The sequence below is a fragment of the Nonomuraea sp. NPDC049646 genome, assembly GCF_044465525.1.
Classification (GTDB): domain Bacteria; phylum Actinomycetota; class Actinomycetes; order Streptosporangiales; family Streptosporangiaceae; genus Nonomuraea.
Window position 1 is genome coordinate 1 of the sequence record NZ_JBITLU010000010.1, and the last position, 15,880, is coordinate 15,880.

General features: G+C 72.1%; 18 protein-coding genes. 6 read left to right on the forward strand and 12 right to left on the reverse strand.

Features of this window, described 5'->3' with window-relative positions:
- Positions 1 to 127: 127 nt before the first annotated feature.
- Positions 128 to 784 (forward strand): hypothetical protein, encoded by a 657-nt coding sequence (locus ACIBQ8_RS28450; RefSeq protein ID WP_397193396.1) that lies wholly within the window; start codon positions 128 to 130, stop codon positions 782 to 784.
- On the opposite strand, the gene ACIBQ8_RS28455 is transcribed toward ACIBQ8_RS28450, so the two are convergent.
- The 7 genes from ACIBQ8_RS28455 to ACIBQ8_RS28485 all read right to left on the reverse strand — a co-directional run bounded on the left by ACIBQ8_RS28455 (position 756) and on the right by ACIBQ8_RS28485 (position 7,332).
- Positions 756 to 2,540 carry an ABC transporter substrate-binding protein gene (locus tag ACIBQ8_RS28455; RefSeq protein WP_397169875.1) on the reverse strand — a complete coding sequence of 595 codons (1,785 nt, stop codon included), beginning with the start codon at positions 2,538 to 2,540 and terminating at the stop codon, positions 756 to 758. The two genes, ACIBQ8_RS28450 and ACIBQ8_RS28455, sit on opposite strands and share 29 nt — an antisense overlap.
- A gap of 19 nt (positions 2,541 to 2,559) precedes the next feature.
- Positions 2,560 to 2,823, reverse strand: coding sequence for a DUF2160 family membrane protein (locus ACIBQ8_RS28460; protein WP_357991604.1), 264 nt, complete (start codon positions 2,821 to 2,823; stop codon positions 2,560 to 2,562).
- Positions 2,824 to 2,834: 11 nt separating this feature from the next.
- Entirely contained in the window at positions 2,835 to 3,587 is a 753-nt protein-coding gene (locus ACIBQ8_RS28465) for a carbohydrate ABC transporter permease (protein ID WP_397170709.1), read from the reverse strand.
- Between the two features lie 62 nt (positions 3,588 to 3,649).
- The gene (locus ACIBQ8_RS28470) at positions 3,650 to 4,612 is read right to left on the reverse strand and encodes a carbohydrate ABC transporter permease (RefSeq protein ID WP_397169873.1); all 963 of its coding nucleotides are present in this window, start codon (positions 4,610 to 4,612) and stop codon (positions 3,650 to 3,652) included.
- Positions 4,609 to 5,703, reverse strand: a complete 1,095-nt coding sequence (locus ACIBQ8_RS28475; protein WP_397169871.1) for an ABC transporter ATP-binding protein — start codon at positions 5,701 to 5,703, stop codon at positions 4,609 to 4,611. Before ACIBQ8_RS28475 ends, ACIBQ8_RS28470 begins: the two co-directional genes overlap by 4 nt.
- On the reverse strand, positions 5,696 to 6,787 hold the full coding sequence (locus ACIBQ8_RS28480; protein WP_397193397.1) for an ABC transporter ATP-binding protein: 1,092 nt from the start codon (positions 6,785 to 6,787) through the stop codon (positions 5,696 to 5,698). Before ACIBQ8_RS28480 ends, ACIBQ8_RS28475 begins: the two co-directional genes overlap by 8 nt.
- A 116-nt stretch (positions 6,788 to 6,903) precedes the next feature.
- Positions 6,904 to 7,332 carry a MarR family winged helix-turn-helix transcriptional regulator gene (locus ACIBQ8_RS28485; RefSeq protein WP_397193398.1) on the reverse strand — a complete coding sequence of 143 codons (429 nt, stop codon included), beginning with the start codon at positions 7,330 to 7,332 and terminating at the stop codon, positions 6,904 to 6,906.
- A gap of 64 nt (positions 7,333 to 7,396) precedes the next feature.
- Here ACIBQ8_RS28485 and ACIBQ8_RS28490 point away from each other — a divergent pair, with 64 nt between their 5' ends.
- Positions 7,397 to 7,786, forward strand: a complete 390-nt coding sequence (locus tag ACIBQ8_RS28490) for a VOC family protein (RefSeq protein ID WP_397169865.1) — start codon at positions 7,397 to 7,399, stop codon at positions 7,784 to 7,786.
- A gap of 10 nt (positions 7,787 to 7,796) precedes the next feature.
- On the opposite strand, the gene ACIBQ8_RS28495 is transcribed toward ACIBQ8_RS28490, so the two are convergent.
- The gene (locus tag ACIBQ8_RS28495; protein ID WP_397170707.1) at positions 7,797 to 8,579 is read right to left on the reverse strand and encodes an SDR family NAD(P)-dependent oxidoreductase; all 783 of its coding nucleotides are present in this window, start codon (positions 8,577 to 8,579) and stop codon (positions 7,797 to 7,799) included.
- 106 nt (positions 8,580 to 8,685) lie between these two features.
- On the opposite strand from ACIBQ8_RS28495, the gene ACIBQ8_RS28500 reads away from it, so the two are divergent.
- A complete protein-coding gene (locus tag ACIBQ8_RS28500) occupies positions 8,686 to 10,260 on the forward strand; it encodes a DUF4434 domain-containing protein (RefSeq protein WP_397193399.1) in 1,575 nt (524 codons plus the stop codon).
- Here the strand turns inward: ACIBQ8_RS28500 and ACIBQ8_RS28505 are convergent.
- Complete coding sequence (locus ACIBQ8_RS28505; RefSeq protein ID WP_397193400.1) at positions 10,257 to 10,964, reverse strand: TetR/AcrR family transcriptional regulator; 708 nt, start codon at positions 10,962 to 10,964, stop codon at positions 10,257 to 10,259. The two genes, ACIBQ8_RS28500 and ACIBQ8_RS28505, sit on opposite strands and share 4 nt — an antisense overlap.
- A gap of 81 nt (positions 10,965 to 11,045) precedes the next feature.
- Here ACIBQ8_RS28505 and ACIBQ8_RS28510 point away from each other — a divergent pair, with 81 nt between their 5' ends.
- Complete coding sequence (locus ACIBQ8_RS28510) at positions 11,046 to 11,474, forward strand: hypothetical protein (protein ID WP_397193401.1); 429 nt, start codon at positions 11,046 to 11,048, stop codon at positions 11,472 to 11,474.
- Entirely contained in the window at positions 11,471 to 11,995 is a 525-nt protein-coding gene (locus ACIBQ8_RS28515; protein WP_397193402.1) for a nitroreductase/quinone reductase family protein, read from the forward strand. Before ACIBQ8_RS28510 ends, ACIBQ8_RS28515 begins: the two co-directional genes overlap by 4 nt.
- On the opposite strand, the gene ACIBQ8_RS28520 is transcribed toward ACIBQ8_RS28515, so the two are convergent.
- Entirely contained in the window at positions 11,981 to 12,862 is an 882-nt protein-coding gene (locus ACIBQ8_RS28520; RefSeq protein ID WP_397169856.1) for an arginase family protein, read from the reverse strand. The two genes, ACIBQ8_RS28515 and ACIBQ8_RS28520, sit on opposite strands and share 15 nt — an antisense overlap.
- A 28-nt stretch (positions 12,863 to 12,890) precedes the next feature.
- On the opposite strand from ACIBQ8_RS28520, the gene ACIBQ8_RS28525 reads away from it, so the two are divergent.
- Positions 12,891 to 13,421, forward strand: a complete 531-nt coding sequence (locus ACIBQ8_RS28525) for a CGNR zinc finger domain-containing protein (RefSeq protein ID WP_397193403.1) — start codon at positions 12,891 to 12,893, stop codon at positions 13,419 to 13,421.
- 32 nt (positions 13,422 to 13,453) lie between these two features.
- Here the strand turns inward: ACIBQ8_RS28525 and efeB are convergent, their stop codons facing one another.
- Complete coding sequence (gene efeB / locus ACIBQ8_RS28530) at positions 13,454 to 14,716, reverse strand: iron uptake transporter deferrochelatase/peroxidase subunit (protein WP_397169852.1); 1,263 nt, start codon at positions 14,714 to 14,716, stop codon at positions 13,454 to 13,456.
- A gap of 15 nt (positions 14,717 to 14,731) precedes the next feature.
- Positions 14,732 to 15,871 (reverse strand): iron uptake system protein EfeO, encoded by a 1,140-nt coding sequence (gene efeO / locus ACIBQ8_RS28535; protein WP_397169850.1) that lies wholly within the window; start codon positions 15,869 to 15,871, stop codon positions 14,732 to 14,734.
- Between the last annotated feature and the right edge of the window lie 9 nt (positions 15,872 to 15,880).

Genomic DNA, 15,880 nt, shown 5'->3' on the forward strand with positions numbered 1-15,880 from the left:
GTGTTGGTTCTTCTTGGTCGTTGAACCCTTTACCGGAGACCTCTCTGCATGTCCGGCTTCGACACGCCGTTGATCAACACTTCGAAACAGGCCCTGGGCCGGCGAGCTGGCCCGCCGCGGGTTCGCCGTGCTCGCCCACGACGTGCTCACCTGGGGCAGCCGCCGCTTCGCGCTCGACGTCCCGGAGGGGGAGGGCGGCCACGCCGACCGGTACGACCGCGCGGCGGCCCGGCACGAGCACGTCGTGGCCAAGCACTGCGCCCTGCTCGGCACCTCGTTCGCCGGGGTGGTGGCGGGCGAGGACCTGGCCGCCGCGGCGTACCTGCGCTCCAGGCCGGACGTCGGCGAGGTCGGCTGCGCCGGCGTGTCGGGCGGCGGCCTGCGGGCCGCGCTGCTCGGCGCCTTCGATCCGCGGGTGCGGGCGGTCGTGGTCGCCGCGATGGTCTCGACCTACCCCGACCTGCTGGCCGGCGGCCACGTCGAGCGGCACACCTGGATGTTCTACCCGCCGGGCCTGGCGCGGCTGGGCGACTGGCCCGACCTGGTGGCCGCCCGCGCCCCCGCCCCCCTCATGGTCCAGTACGCCCTGCGCGACGACCTGTTCCCGCAGGCCGGGATGCGCCGCGCGCACGCCCGCGTCGGCGAGCGCTACCGCGACGCCCCCGGCCGCTACGAGGCCGTGTTCGCGCCGTCCCCGCACTGCTTCGACGTGCCCATGCAGGAGCGCGCCTTCGGCTGGCTGGCGCGGGAACTGGTCAGCCGCCCGCCTTCCACCGGGCGATGAGCTTGTCGTAGTCGAGCGTGGCCGGCTCGCCGCGCTCGTCGGCCAGCTTCGGCGCGGGCGCGCCCGGCTGGTCGAACCAGTACTGGGCCGGACGCTCGGGGTTCAGCTTGGGCGCGCACTGGCCGCCGTACCCCTGGCGCTCGCGCGACAGGCGTTCCAGCCGGGCCAGGATCTCGTCCTGCTGCCTGGCCAGGTTGTCCATCGACTGCTGCGGGGTGGTCTCGCCGGTGACGGCGGTGGCCACGTTCTGCCACCAGAGCTGGGCCAGCTTGGGGTAGTCGGGGACGTTCGTGCCGGTCGGGGTCCACTGCTTGCGGGCGGGGGAGTTGTAGAACTCGATCAGGCCGCCGTACTTGGCGGCGTTGTCCTTGAAGTAGTCGCTCTTGATGTCGGAGTCGCGGATGAAGGTCAGCCCGGTGATCGACTTCTTCAGCGACACCGTCTTGGACGTGACGAACTGGGCGTAGAGCCAGGCGGCGGCCCTGCGGTCCTTCGGGGTGTTGTTGAGCAGCGTCCACGAGCCCGCGTCCTGGTAGCCGAGCTTGTTGCCGTCCTTCCAGTAGACGCCGTGCGGGCTGGGCGCGATGCGCCACTTGGGGGTGCCGTCGTCGTTGACGACCGGCAGGCCCTTCTTGGTCATGTCGGCCGTGAACGTGGTGTACCAGAAGATCTGCTGGGCGATGTTGCCCTGCGCCGGGACCGGGCCCGCCTCGCTGAAGTTCATGCCGGCGGCCTCGCGGGGCGCGTACTTCTTCAGCCAGTCGACGTACTTGGTGAGCGCGTACACCGAGGCCGGGCCGTTGGTGTCGCCGCCGCGGGTCACCGACGAGCCCACCGGACGGCAGTTCTCCACCCGGATGCCCCAGTCGTCCACCGGCAGGCCATTGGGGATGCCGGGGTCGCCGTTGCCCGCCATGGACAGCCAGGCGTCGGTGAAGCGCCAGCCCAGCGAGGGGTCCTTGCGGCCGTAGTCCATGTGGCCGTAGACCTTGCGGCCGTCGACGGTCCCGTTGCCGTTGACCTTGTTGCTGAAGAAGTCGGCGATGTCCTCGTAGGCCGCCCAGTTGACCGGCACGCCCAGGTCGTAGCCGTAGGCGTCCTTGAACTGCTTCTTGATGGCCGGGTCGGTGAACCAGTCGTAGCGGAACCAGTAGAGGTTCGCGAACTGCTGGTCGGGAAGCTGGTAGATCTTCTTGTCGGGGCCGGTGGTGAAGCTGATGCCGATGAAGTCGTTCAGGTCGAGGGTGGGGGAGGTGACGTTCCTGCCCTCTCCGGCCATGTAGTCCGACAGCGGGAACACGTACGTGCCGCGCGAGTGGGTGCCGATGAGGTCGGAGTCGTTGACGTAGGCGTCGTAGATGTTCTGGTCGCCCTGGATCTGCGTCTGGAGCTTCTCGATGACGTCGCCCTCCTGGATCAGGTCGTGCTTGACCCTGATCCCGGTGATCTCGGTGAACGCCCTGGCCAGCTTCTGCGACTCGTACTCGTGCGTGGTGATCGTCTCGGACACCACGTTGATCTGCATGCCCCGGTACGGCGCCGCCGCCTTGATGAACCAGTCCATCTCCGCCAGTTGCCGGTCCTTGGACAGGGTGCTCGGCGTGAACTCCTCCGACACCCACCGCTGTGCCGCGGCCCTGCCGTCGGCCTCCTTGAAGTCGCTCTTCGGCTTCTCCTCGCCGCCGCCCGTGCAACCGGCCGCCACCAGGGCCAGCGCCGCCACGACCGCCGCCGCGACACCCACCGCATGCCTCATCGCCTGGCTCCTCTTCCTCTCAGCCCCATATCCCGATCACGACCATGACCAGCAGCGCGACGCCGAGCGCCGCCCACATGGACAGGTCGGTGACTGCAATCCACAGGGCCAGCACGACGGCCGCGCTGATCAGGCCGATGTACAGCCGGTCGCCCCGGTCGGTCTCGATCCGCAGGAACCCGCGCCTGGCCACGGGAGGCGAGATCCGCGCCCAGACGGCCATCACGCACAGCAGCAGCGCCAGCCCGGCGAACACCAGGGCCGTGGGGGCGGTCCACACCATCCACTGCACGGTCAGACCCTCCCCAGGGCGAACCCCTTGGCTATGTAGTTGCGCACGAACCAGATGACGACGGCCCCCGGGACGATGGTCAGCACCCCGGCCGCGGCCAGCAGCCCCCAGTCCACGCCCGCCGCGCTCACCGTCCGGGTCATGGTGGCCGCGATGGGCTTGGCGTCCACCGACGTGATCGTCCTGGCGATCAGCAGCTCCACCCAGCTGAACATGAAGCAGAAGAACGCGGTGACGCCGAGCGCGGACCGGATCATCGGCAGGAAGATCCGGACGAAGAAGCGCGGCAGCGAGTACCCGTCGATCGCCGCGGTCTCGTCGATCTCCCGGGGGATCCCCGACATGAAGCCCTCCAGGATCCAGACCGCCAGCGGCACGTTGAACAGCATGTGCGCGATCGCCACGCCCAGATGCGTGTCGAACAGCCCGACCGCCTGGTAGATCTGGAAGAACGGCAGCAGGAACACCGCCGGCGGCGCCATCCGGTTCGTCAGCAGCCAGAAGAACAGGTGCTTGTCCCCGGCGAAGCGGAACCGCGAGAACGCGTACGCCGCCGGCAGCGCCACGACGAGCGACATGACCGCGTTCATCGAGGTGTAGACGATGGAGTTGAGGTAGCTCGAATACCACGACGAATCGGTGAAGAACGTGACGTAGTTGTCGAAGGTCACCCGCTGCGGGATCAGCGAGAAACTGCCCAGGATGTCCTCGTTCGGGCGGATGGACATGCCGAACATCCACAGCAGCGGCAACATCAGCGTGGCGGCGTACAGCCAGAAGACCGTGCGCGCCCACGGCAGCCGGTGGCGCGTGGAACTCACCTCCCCGCCCTGGTCAGCACGGTGAAGAAGACGTAACAGGCGATCTGCACGAGCAGGAAGTACAGCAGCGAGAACGCGCCCGCCGGGCCCAGGTCGAACTGGCCGACGGCGATCTTCGACAGCAGGATGCTGAGGAACGAGGTCGCGTTCCCCGGCCCGCCCCCGGTCACCACGAACGGCTCGGTGTAGATCATGAAGCTGTCCATGAACCGCAGCAGGATCGCGATCGTCAGCACCCCGCGCAGCCTCGGGAGCTGGATGTGCCGGAACGTCGCCCACGCCGACGCGCCGTCGATCTGCGCCGCCTGGAAGTACGGCTCCGGGATCGACCGCAGCCCCGCGTAGGCCAGCAGCGCCACCAGCGGCGTCCAGTGCCACACGTCCATGACCAGGACGGTGATCCAGGCGTCGGCCGAGTCGAGCGTGTAGTTGAAGTTGACGCCCAGCACGTTGTTGACCGCCCAGCCGCCGAGCCCGATGTCGCCGCGGGCGAAGATCTGCCAGATCGTGCCCACGACGTTCCACGGGATGAGCAGCGGCAGCGCCACCAGCACCAGCGCCACCGACACCCAGAAGCCGCGGCGCGGCATGCAGACCGCGATGGCCACCCCGAGCGGGACCTCCACCAGCAGCACCTGCGCCGAGAACAGCAGCGTGCGCACGAGCGCCGCGCGCACCTCGGGGTCGCGGGCGATCTGCCGGAACCAGTCCAGGCCGACGAACACCCGGTCCACCGGGCTGAAGACGTCCTGGACGGAGAAGTTCACGACGGTCATCAGCGGGATCACCGCGGTGAAGGCCACCGACACCACGACCGGCAGCACCAGCAGCCAGGCCCGGTTGTTGCGCGGACGGGGATCGGCGCGCGGCCCGGCGGTTCCCTGCGGGGGCGCGGGCGCGGCGTCCGGGACGACCTCGTCGCCCGCCTGGCCGCCCGCGACGGCGGTCCGCTCGGTCACGCCTGCCCCCCTCCGTCCAGGGGTGCGAGCGAGCCGCACCTGACCTTGTCGCGGAACAGGAACGTCCGGTCCGCGGGGAAGTGCAGGAACTCGACCGCGCCCGGCGTCCAGGACGAGCCCGCCTCGGTCCTGGCGATCACCGGATGGCCGCCGACCTCGGCGCGCACCAGGTCGTGGGAGCCCATGCGGTCGATCCGGGTCACCCTGGCCGTCACGCCGGGCCCGGCGGGAGGCCCGCCGACCCGGACGAACTCGGGCCGCACGCCGATCCGCACCGGCCCCGGCGGCAGCGCCTGGCTCACCGCGCCGACCTCGCACTGCCCGATCCTGACCACGTCGCCGTCGATCTCGGCGGGCAGCACGTTCATGCCGGGCGAGCCGATGAAGTGGCCGACGAACTCGTGCGCGGGCGACAGGAACAGCTCGGCCGGCGCCCCGGCCTGCACGATCTCGCCGTCGTCGAGCACGACCACCTCGTCGGCGAAGGTCAGCGCCTCGGTCTGGTCGTGGGTGACGTAGACCAGGGTGTGGCCGGTGTCGCGGTGGATCTCCTTGAGCTTGCTGCGCAGCGTCCACTTCAGCGCCGGGTCCACCACGGTCAGCGGCTCGTCGAGCAGCACGGCCGCCACCTGCTCGCGCACCAGGCCGCGGCCCAGGCTGACGATCTGCTTGCGGCCCGGGTCGAGCCGGCGCGCCCGGCGGCGCAGCACGTCGTCCAGGCCCAGCATGGCCGAGACCCGCAGCACGCGGCGGCGGACCTCCTCGGCCGGGACCTTCCTGTTGCGCAGCGGGAAGGCCAGGTTGTCGTAGACCGACATCTCCTCGTACAGGACGGGGAACTGGAAGACCTGCGCGATGTTGCGGCCCGCCGTGGGGACGCCGGTGACCTCGCGGTCGTCGAACCAGATCCGGCCCACCGTGGGCGTGAGCAGCCCCGAGACGATGTTCAGCAGCGTCGTCTTGCCGCAGCCGCTCGGGCCGAGCAGGGCGTAGGCCCGGCCGCCGCGCCAGGTCCAGGTCGTCGGCCGCAGCGCCCACGTGCGGCCGCCGTCGTAGCTGTGGCCCACGCCCTCCAGGCGGATGTCAGCCATGCCGGCCCGCCCCCGCCGCCGGGGCGACCGGTAATCGGCCGCCGGTCTCGTCGAACACGAAGACGTGCCGCGGGTCCACGTACGCGGTGGCCGCCTGGCCGGGCGTGAACGGCCGGGTGCCCGGCAGGTGGGCCACCAGGTGCCGGCGTCCCGCCAGCAGCAGGTGCAGGAACGTCGCGCCTCCGGTCACCTCGGCCAGCCTGATCTCGGCGGGCAGCTCCAGCAGGCCGGGGCCGGTCCTGGTGATCGTCACCTGGTGGGGGCGGATGCCCAGCACGACTTCCTGGCCGCAGGCGGCGGCGCCCGGCGCGGGGAAGGAAGCGCCCATGACCTCGATCCGGCCGTCCCTGACCGTGCCGGGCAGCAGGTTCAGCGGCGGGTCGCTGAGCGTGGCCGCGACGGCGAGCGTGGGCGGCTCGGCGTACATGGCGGCCGGGTCGCCGACGTGCCGCACCCGGCCCTCGCCGAGCACCACGGCGGGCGCGGCGAAGGTCAGCGCCTCGTTCGGGTCGGCGGTGGAGTAGAGGACGACGCCCGGCGAGCCGGTGAACATGCGCCTGAGGTCCTCGCGCAACTGCTCCCTGAGCTTGAAGTCGAGGTTGGCCAGCGGCTCGTCGAGCAGCAGCACGTCCACGGGCCGGGCCAGCGCGCGGGCGATCGCCGTGCGCTGCTGCTGGCCGCCCGACAGCTCCGCGGGCCTGCGGCCCAGCAGGTCGCCGAGGCCCATGACCGCGGCCACCTCCCGCACCCGCCGGTCGATGCCGTCCTTCCGGTACGACCGGCCCAGCCGCAACGGCGAGGCGATGTTCTCGTAAACGGTGAGGGACGGGTAATTGATGAATTGCTGATAGACGAAGGCGACCGAGCGCTTTCGCACGGAAATCGAGGTGACGTCATTTCCGTTGACCAGCACCCGCCCCGAATCGGGCGGCTGCAACCCGGCGGCGACCCGCATGAGCGTGGTCTTTCCCGAGTTCATCGGGCCGACGAGGGTGGTCAGTCCGTGAGGTAGTTCCAGGTGGATGTCGTCGAGCCAGGTCTCCCCGCGCTGCCGTACGCGGACGCCATCGAGGATCAGCGTCACAATGCCCGGTCCTCTCTCCCGGAGCTTGCCCTCCATCTAACATGATCTGATTCTTTGTGCAAAGAGGGCAGTTGTTGTGACAGTTGTTCGCCAGTTGACCAGAGTTATGGAATTTGTCAGGGCGAGAAGAGTTTCATGACCAGGCTGTGGAGGTCGCGGCGCTCGGCGTCCGTCAGAGGGGCGAGCGTCTCGCGTTCGACGTCGGCGACCACCGCGCGGGCCCGGGCCAGGGCGTCCCGGCCGGCGGCGGTCAGCGAGATCCGGTAGCGGCGGCGGTCGGCGGGGTCGCGGTCCCGGGCGGCCAGCCCCTCGGCCATGAGGCCGTCCATCAGGCGGACCATGTCGCTCGGGTCGAGGCCCAGCCGGACGCCGACCTCCCGCTGGGCGGCCGGGCCGAAGTCGTCGAGCGTGGCCAGCGCCGCGAACTCCCACAGGCTCAGCCCCGTGGCGGCGGTGAGCCGCGCGGCCAGGGCGCGCCGGTTGGCGACGCCGACCTTGTGCAGCACGAAAGTGGTCGTCCCGAGCAGGGTGGGTGGCAGTTCCATCTCATCGAGAAGTGTAGGTTGTTCCCAACAGTTGGTAGTTACCCACTAATTTCGGAGGATCAGGATGGACGCCCTCTACCCTCGGCTGCTGGTGCGCGACTTCCCGGCGAGCGTCGCCTTCTACCGGGCCGCCCTCGGGCTGGAGCCGGTGAAGGTGCTGACGGAGGCCGCCTACGCCAACTGGGACATCGACGGCCAGGCCGGTCTCGTGCTCTTCGGCCGCGACCGCGTCGCCGAGGTCGTCGGCACGTCCGGCCTGCCGCAGGCGGGCGCCCAGGACGCGGTGATGCTGGTGATGCGGGTCGGCGACGTCGACGGCGAGGCCGACCGGCTCGTCGGGCTGGGCGCCACCGTCGCCGCGCCGCCGCAGGACCGGCCCGCCTGGGGGCCCGGCCTGCGGACCGCCCACCTGCGCGACCCGGAGGGCAACCTGATCGAGCTCCAGTCGTACTGAGCGCGGGCGGTCAGGGCAGGATGGCGTCCACGTAGCCGCCGTCCACGCGCAGGGCGCCGCCGGTGGTCGCCGAGGCGAGCGGCGAGCTGAGGTAGACGACCATGTTGGCGATCTCCTCCGGCTCGATCAGCCGCTGGAGCAGCGACTGCGGACGGTGCTCGCGCATGAACGCCCGCTGCGCCTCCTCCCACGGCAGCTCCCGGTCCACGAGCTGGTAGACGAACTCCTCCACGCCGCCGGTGTGCGTGGGCCCGGCGATCACCGAGTTGACCGTCACCCCGCTGCCGGCGGCCTCCTTGGCGAACCCGCGCGAGACGGCCAGCAGCGCCGTCTTGCTCATGCCGTAGTGGATCATCTCGGCGGGCGTGACGACGGCCGAGTCGCTGGCGATGTACTGGACCCGGCCCCAGCCGCGCTCGATCATGCCGGGCAGGTAGGCGCGCGTGAGGCGCACCGCCGACAGGACGTTGACCTCGAAGAAGCGCCGCCACTCGGCGTCGTCGATCTCCAGCGCCGGCCTGGCCTCGAAGATGCCCAGGTTGTTGACGAGGATGTCCACCCGCGGGAGCGAGCCGAGGACCCGCTGGACCCCTTCGTCGGTGGAGACGTCGCCGGGCGCGGCGACCAGGCCGCCGTGGTCCATGCGCTCGATGGCCGCGGCCACCGAGCGTTCGCTGCGGCCGTTGACGCCGACGCGCGCGCCAGCCTGGGCCAGACCGGCCGCGATGGCCGCCCCGATGCCCTGGGTCGAGCCCGTGACCAGCGCCGTCTTCCCGCTGAGGTCGATGCGCACCATGACTCCATTGTCCGTGCCGCCCCGCGGCCGGCCGGCACCGGGGCACTACCGGCCGCGGATCGGGTAGATGCCTACTCTGGTCGGTACGTCGAGGGGAGCATGGGTGCGCCGGTTACGGTGGCTGGTCGTGATGGTGGTCCTCGCCGTCCTCGTCGTGGTCCCGGCCGGGCCCGGCGCCGGCGACGACGGGTGCCCGCCCAGGGACACGCGGGTGACCGCGCCGTACGCGATCACCGGCTACTGGGTCATGCCGCGGGCCGGCGTGTGCGTCACGCGGCGGACGGTGGAGGCGATCCACTCGCTCGGCGGCGACACGCTCGTCACGTTCGGCCCGCGGTTCGACGCCGGGCCGATGGAGCCGGAGTTCGCCGCCTGCCGGGTGGACGGACGGCCCTGCGCGCGGGTGCCCGGCAAGCGGATCCGGCACGTCTACACGTACGTGACCAGCGAGGAGTTCGGGCCTTCCGTGCTGCGCTGCCCGGGCCTCGACCGGCGGATCGACAGCGGCGGGCGGATCTTCTACCGCGTGTCGCTGGCCGCGTCGTGCGCCGCGCGCGTCCAGGACCTGGTGCTGGTCTCCAGCGACGGCGACGGGCTGGGCAACCTGGTGGAGGAGGCGGCGGCGTACGGGATGAAGGTGTTCCCCGGGCTGCCCGCCGCGCCGCAGCGGCGGGGCAAGCCGTGGGAGCCCGACCTCGCGCACCTCGCCGCGCTGAACGCCTTCACCGCGCGGGTGCTGGCCGGCTACCGGGAGCGGTTCGGCGGGTCGGCCGCCTTCGGCGGGGTCTACCAGTCGTTCGAGCTGGCCATGCGCGAACGGGGGCCGCGCGACCCCGTCCTCGCCCTGTACGCGGCCCAGCACGCGGCGGTCGCGGCCGCGCTGCCCGGCAGGAAGATCCTGGTCAGCCCCTACATCGACGCCCGCAGGGGCCGCGGCTTCCCGCCCGGCCAGGTGCCCGGCGGGCTGGCCGACATCGCCGCCACCCGCGCCGGCGCGCCCATGGCCGTCGCCGTGCAGGACGGGCGGGGCACCGGCAAGGTCCCGGTGCACGGGATCGAGGAGGGCGGGTCCATGGTCGCCCCGCGGCTCGTCCCGGTGGTCGGCCGGGTGCGCAACGCCGACGGCTACTACGGGCCCACCAGGGCCTACATCGAGGCGGCGGCCGGGAGCGTGCCCGCCGGGGTCGAGCTGTGGGTCAACGTCGAGGGCTTCGAGCCCGCCCCGGCGGACGGCGAGTGCGGGCGGGTCGAGCCGCTGCCGTTGCGGGGACGTACCAGCAAGGCCCGGCTCGACCAGCAGATCATGGCGACGGGCGGGCACGCCGCGAAGATCATCTCCTACGGCTGGGAGCCGTTCTTCACCTGCCAGGCGAGCCCGGCCACCCCCTCGCTGGCCGACGACATCGCGAACGGCGGCCGGGAGCCGATCATCGTGAACGCCTACCGCGAGGAACGGGACGGACGGCCCGGGATCACCGTCGAGGGCTACAACCTGCGCGGCGGCACCCTGCGCTTCACCTCGCCCGGCGGCCGCGAGGTCGGCGTGGCCCAGCGCTGGCACGGGCCGGGCCGCCCCGAGTCGGCGTGGGCCCCCTACGTCCCGCCCGGCCCCTGGACCTCGGTCACCGCCACGAACGCCGCCGGCCGCACCAGCACGAGCGGGTACGTCTTCCGCTAGAGCCCGCCGCTTCCGCCTGGTTCGCCGAAGCCGCGCAGCATGGCTTCGAGCGCGAAGACGAAGCGGCGGTCGGTCCCCGAGGACGGCTGGGCGCGCCGCGCCCGGGTGGCCTCGGCCAGCAGCGGGGTCTCCACCAGGTCCGGCTCGGGGATGTCGCGCATCGCGGAGCCGGACGCGGCCCCCTCGCCCCCACCGGCGGCCCCACCGGTGGCCCCACCGGCGGCATGGCCGCCCGCCAGGACGGAGACGTGGCCGACGACGAACCCCGTCACGGCGTAGAGCATGTCCAGCGCGCGGTCCGGCGGCAGCCCCGCCGCGCGCAGCACGCGCAGCCCCTCCTCCATCAGGCGCAGGTTCCCCGGCGTGATCGCGGGACGGCTGACCACCAGGGGGAGGACGTTCGGGTGCGCGAGCAGCGTCCGCAGCAGCGCGTGGGCGTACTCGCGCAGGGCCTCCTGCCAGGTGGCGGCCTCGGTCAGCAGCGGCGCGGCCTGCGTGACGACCTGTTCGACCAGGCCGTCGAGCAGCGCGTCCTTGCTGTCGACGTGCTGGTAGAGGGACATGGCCTCGACCCCGAGCTCCTGGCCGATGCGGCGCATGGACAGCGCCTTCAGCCCTTCGCGGTCGGCCAGCGCCAGAGCCGCCCGCAGGATGGCCTGCCGGGTCAGGCCGGCGTTCTGGCCGCGGGTGCGCTTCGGGGACATGGTGCCCTTTCTCGATTCTTACGTGGTAAGTATAGTCAAAACATACTTTGTAAGAATGTCGTCCACGAAGGGACTCATGTCATGACAGGGAAGCCGCGCGGAGCCTCCGCCCTGCTCTACGGCGGGGCCGCGCTCACGGTGCTCGTCACCCTCTTCGCCTTCGCCTACCGGTCCGGGCTGACCGAGTACCTCAGGACGGGCTACCCGGAGCTGGGGCCGGGCAAGATCGACGAGGGCGTCACCGCGTACACGGTGATCCTGTCGGTCGTGGGGGCGGTCGGGCTGGCCGGCTGGCTCGTCACCGTCCGGGCGGCCGGGGCGGGCAGGGGGTGGGCCCGGTGGCTGGGGGCCGGGCTGTTCGTGGTGGCGGCGTGCCTCGCGCTCGCGGGCCTGACCGTCCGGGACACCAACGGCGAGGTCGGCCTGGCGCCGCTGCTCGGCTGGTTGCAGGTCCTTCCGCTGGTCCCGGGGCTCGTGGCGGTCGTGCTGCTGTGGAGGAGGGCGCGGTGATCCGGGTCGCCCGGTGGCCGGGGGCGCTCAAGCGCCTGATGTACCGGGGCGGGCGGCCCAACGTGCTCATGCGGGCGATGAACCGGCTCGACGCGCTGACGTACGCGTCCCGGTGGCTGCCGCTGCCCCAGGGGGCGGTGCTCCAGGTGGTGGGACGCCGCAGCGGGGCCCTCGCGTCGGTGCCCGTCGTGGTCGCCGGGCACGAGGGCGGCGAGTACCTGGTGTCCATGCTGGGGCCGGAGGCGAACTGGGTGCGCAACGTCCGGGCCGCCGGGGGCCGGGCCGTGTTGCGGCGTCGCGGGCAGGCGGCGGCGATCAGGCTGGCGGAGGTCCCGGTCGAGCGCCGCGCCGAGATCCTGCGCCGCTACGCCGCCGTCGCGCCCGGCGCGCGGCCCCATCTGGGCCTCGGCCCCAAGGCGCCGCTGGACCGTTTCCGCCGCATCGCGCCTGATCACCCCGTCTTCCGCATCCTGCGGGCGGACGACTCCGCCCCGGACCGTCACGGGTCAGGTCAGGGCTGAGACGAGGATGTCGGTCAGGGTGGCCGCCTGGCGGCCGTCCTCGTCGAGGTCGGGGTCGAAGATGGTGAACTGGATCCCGGCCGCCCCGGGCAGCGCGAGCAGCCCGCGGAGCAGGCCGGCGAGCTGCTCGCCGGTCAGGCCGCCGGGGGAGGGCGAGTCGACGGCCGACACCACGGACGGGTCGAGCACGTCGGCGTCCACGTGGATCCAGAAGCCGTCCAGGTCGTCGCGCACGAGCACGCGCTCGGCGGCCTCCAGGGGGATGTCGTTCCCGGCGACGAAGGCGATGCCGTCGGCGACGAGCTCCTGGATGTCCTCGTCGTCCCGGACGCCGAGCACGATGACGTCCTCGTCCCGGACGTACGGGCGCAGGCCGTCGATGTCGGTCAGGTAGTCGTCGCCGCGGCCGGTCACCAGGGCCAGGTCCTCGCCGGCCGCCGCGCCGACGTGGGGCGAGTTGCCGAGGTGGCGGAAGTCGGTGTGGGCGTCGAGGTAGGCCACGCCGTAGCGGCCCGTCCTGCGCAGGGCGAGCGCGGAGCCGAGCAGGATCGAGCAGTCGCCGCCGAGCAGGACGGGGAAGCCGCCGCCCGCCCTGATGCCGGCCACCCGGTCGGCCAGCCGCCGGGTGTAGGCGGCGATGGCTGCGCCGTTGCGCACGCCGTCGCCGGGCTTCCAGGTGGCCACGTAGCGGGGCGGGACCAGCGCGCCCGCGTCGGCCGCGCCGATCCGCGCGACCAGCCCGTTGTCCCGCAACGCCCAGGGGGCCTTGTAGCAGCCGGGGATGACATCCTCGGCGAGTGGACGCAGGCCGAGGTTGGACGGCGCGTCGAGGACGGTCAATTTTCTGTCAGGGGTTATAGTGCTCATAGTCGTGACAGTAGCAGGAGGGTGAGGGATGCGCCAGTTCACCGAGACGGGTCTCGTGGCCGTCGATCTGGCCAACACGTGGGACGAGTACCTGGACGATCCCGAGCGGCTGCCCGACGTGGCCGAGCTGCGCCGCTTCTGCCGCGAGCTGGGCGAAGACGACCAGGGGCTCGAAGAGGCGGACCTGCGGGAGGTCAGGGAGGTGCGCGAGCGGCTGCGGGCGGTGCTGGCCGCCGAGCCCGACGGCCGGGCGGGGGCGCTGGCGGAGTGGGTGGCCCGGCTGCCGGCGCGGGCGGCGGTGGAGCAGGCGGGCGGCGTGCCCCGGCTGCGGCTGGTCGCGCCGGAGGGGGCGACGGCGGCGGGCCGGCTCGCCGTACGGGCCGTCGCCGAGCTGCTGGAGCTGGCCGCGGCCGGTGACTGGGAACGGCTGCGCCAGTGCGCGGCCACGCCGTGCACCGACGCCTTCGTCGACCGCAGCCGGCCGGGCAAGCGGCAGTTCTGCTCGACCCGCTGCGCCAACCGCGCCCACGCCCAGGCCTCGCGCGCCCGCCACCGCTGACGGCGGGCGCTGACGGCGGGCGCTGAGGAGGGTCAGGCGAACAGCGTGCGGCCCCAGTAGTCGCCGGCGTCCTGGACGCCGGGCGGGCAGGCGAACAGGCCGCTGGAGACGTGCTTGATGTACTCGTTGAGCGCGTCGTGCCGGGCCAGGTTCATCTGCACGGGCACGAACTGCTTGCGCGGGTCGCGCTGGTAGGCGATGAAGAACAGCCCGGCGTCCAGGCGGCCGAGGCCGTCGGAGCCGTCGACGAAGTTGTAGCCGCGGCGCAGCAGGTGGGCGTTGCCGTTGCTGCTCGGGTGCGCCAGCTTGACGTGCGAGTCGTCCTTGATCAGCGGCTGCCCGTCGGGGCCCTTGGCGGCGAAGTCCACGGCGTCGAACTCGGCCTTCCTGCCCAGCGGCGCGCCCTCGCCCTTGTCCCGGCCGAAGATCTGCTCCTGCTCGGCGAGCGAGGCGCGGTCCCAGGTCTCGATCGTCATGCGGATCTTCCTGGTGACCATGTACGTGCCGCCCGCCATCCAGGCGGCGCCGTCCGAGCCGGCGGCCCACAGGTGGTCGCGCAGCAGGTCGGCGTCCTCCAGCTTCATGTTGTTGGTGCCGTCCTTGAAGCCCAGGAGGTTGCGCGGCGTGGCCTGGGCCCGCGACGTGGACGACGTACGGCCGAAACCGAGCTGCGACCAGCGCACCGAGACCTTGCCGAAGCCGATCCTGGCCAGGTTGCGGATGGCGTGCACGGCCACCTGGGGGTCGTGCGCGCACGCCTGGACGCAGATGTCCCCGCCCGAGATCTCCGGGATGAGCTGTTCGCCGGGGAACTTGGGCAGGTCGGCCAGCGCGGCCGGTCGCTTGCCCGCCAGCCCGAACCGGTCGTCGAACAGCGAAGGGCCGAACCCGATCGTCAGCGTCAGCCCCGAGGCCGGCAGCCCCAGCGCCTCGCCGGTGTCGTCGGGCGCCGCCTCCGCCGCCCCGCCCACCGCGCCGAACGCCCCGGCCTCCTTGCCCTGCGTCAGCCGGGCCGCCGCGGCCGTCCACTCCTGGAGCAGATCGACCAGCTCGGCCTTCTTGTCGGTGATGACGTCGAAGGCGACGAAGTGCAGCCGGTCCTGGGCGGGGGTGACGACCCCCGCCTGGTGCTGCCCGTAGAACGGGAACGGATCGGACGTCGACGCGGCGTGCGCGACCGGCGGCTCCTCCAGCAGCGACCTGGTCGTCACCGCCCCCGCCCCGAGCACGGCCGCTCCCGCCGCGCCCAGCCCGAACAGCTTGCGGCGGCTCATCCGCCCCCCGGCCTGCGACATCGCCCCCACCTTTCGTTACTTGGCGATGACCGGCGCGATCTTACTGATCGGCTCGGCCAGCGCGTTGATCGCGTCGGACAGCGCCTTCAGCTCGGCCTTGGACAGCTCGTCGTGCAGCTTCCAGCCCTCGCCCTTCCGGTGCGCGCCCAGCGCGGCCTCCGCGGCGGCGAACTTCTCGTCCAGCGTCTTGACCAGGTCGGGGGAGCGCTGCTCCAGCACCGGGCGCAGCGACTGCACGGCGGCCTTGGAGCCCTGGAGGTTGGCGTCGAAGTCCCACAGGTCGGTGTGCGACCAGATGTCCTCCTCGCCGGTGATCTTCCCGGAGGCCACCTCGTCGAGCAGCTCCTTGGCGCCGTTGGCCAGGTTGAGCGGGGTCAGCTCGGCGGCGTTGGACTTCTGGACGATCGTCTTGACGTCGGCGATCAGCTTGTCGGCGACCGGGCCGTCCTTGCTGATGTCCTTCTTGATCCACAGATCCTTCTCGATCCGGTGGAATCCGGTCCACTCCTCGCCGTCGGCGAGGTCGGCCTCGCGGGCGTCGATGGCCGGGTCGAGGTCGCCGAAGATCTCCGCGACCGGCTCGATGCGCTCCCAGTACGTCCGCGAGACCGGGTACAGCTCCTTGGCCTTGTCGATCTCGCCGGCCTTGACGGCGTCCACGAACTCCTGCGTCTTGACCAGCAGCGTGTCGCTCTGCGACTTGATGTAGCGCTTGTAGCCGGCGACGGCGTCGGCGAGCTGGGCGTCGGAGGTGAGCGCCTTGTGCTCGCCGGTCACCTTCAGCGCGTTGCGGATGCCCTTGCCCACCATGCCGGGCTTGCAGACGGTCTCGTACGCGCCGGCCGGCAGCTCGGCGACCAGCTCCCTGGTCAGGCCGGGCACGATGTTCTCGACCTCGGCCATCACCCGGTCACCGGGGGCGTACACGTAGAACTCGGTCACCTTGGACCCGCCGTTGGTGATCGTGAACGTGCTCGTGCCCGCCGCGATCTCGGAGGCCGCGACCTTGCACTCGGTGTCGGACGCGGCCACGGTGATCTTGCCGGGCGCGGCGGCGGACCCCTTGGCGGCCTGCGTGGCGGTGGTGCCCGAGCCGCACGCGGTCAGGCCCGCGAGGGCGAGCGCGCCGAAGGACAGGCTGATGGCGGTACGCATGATGCTCCT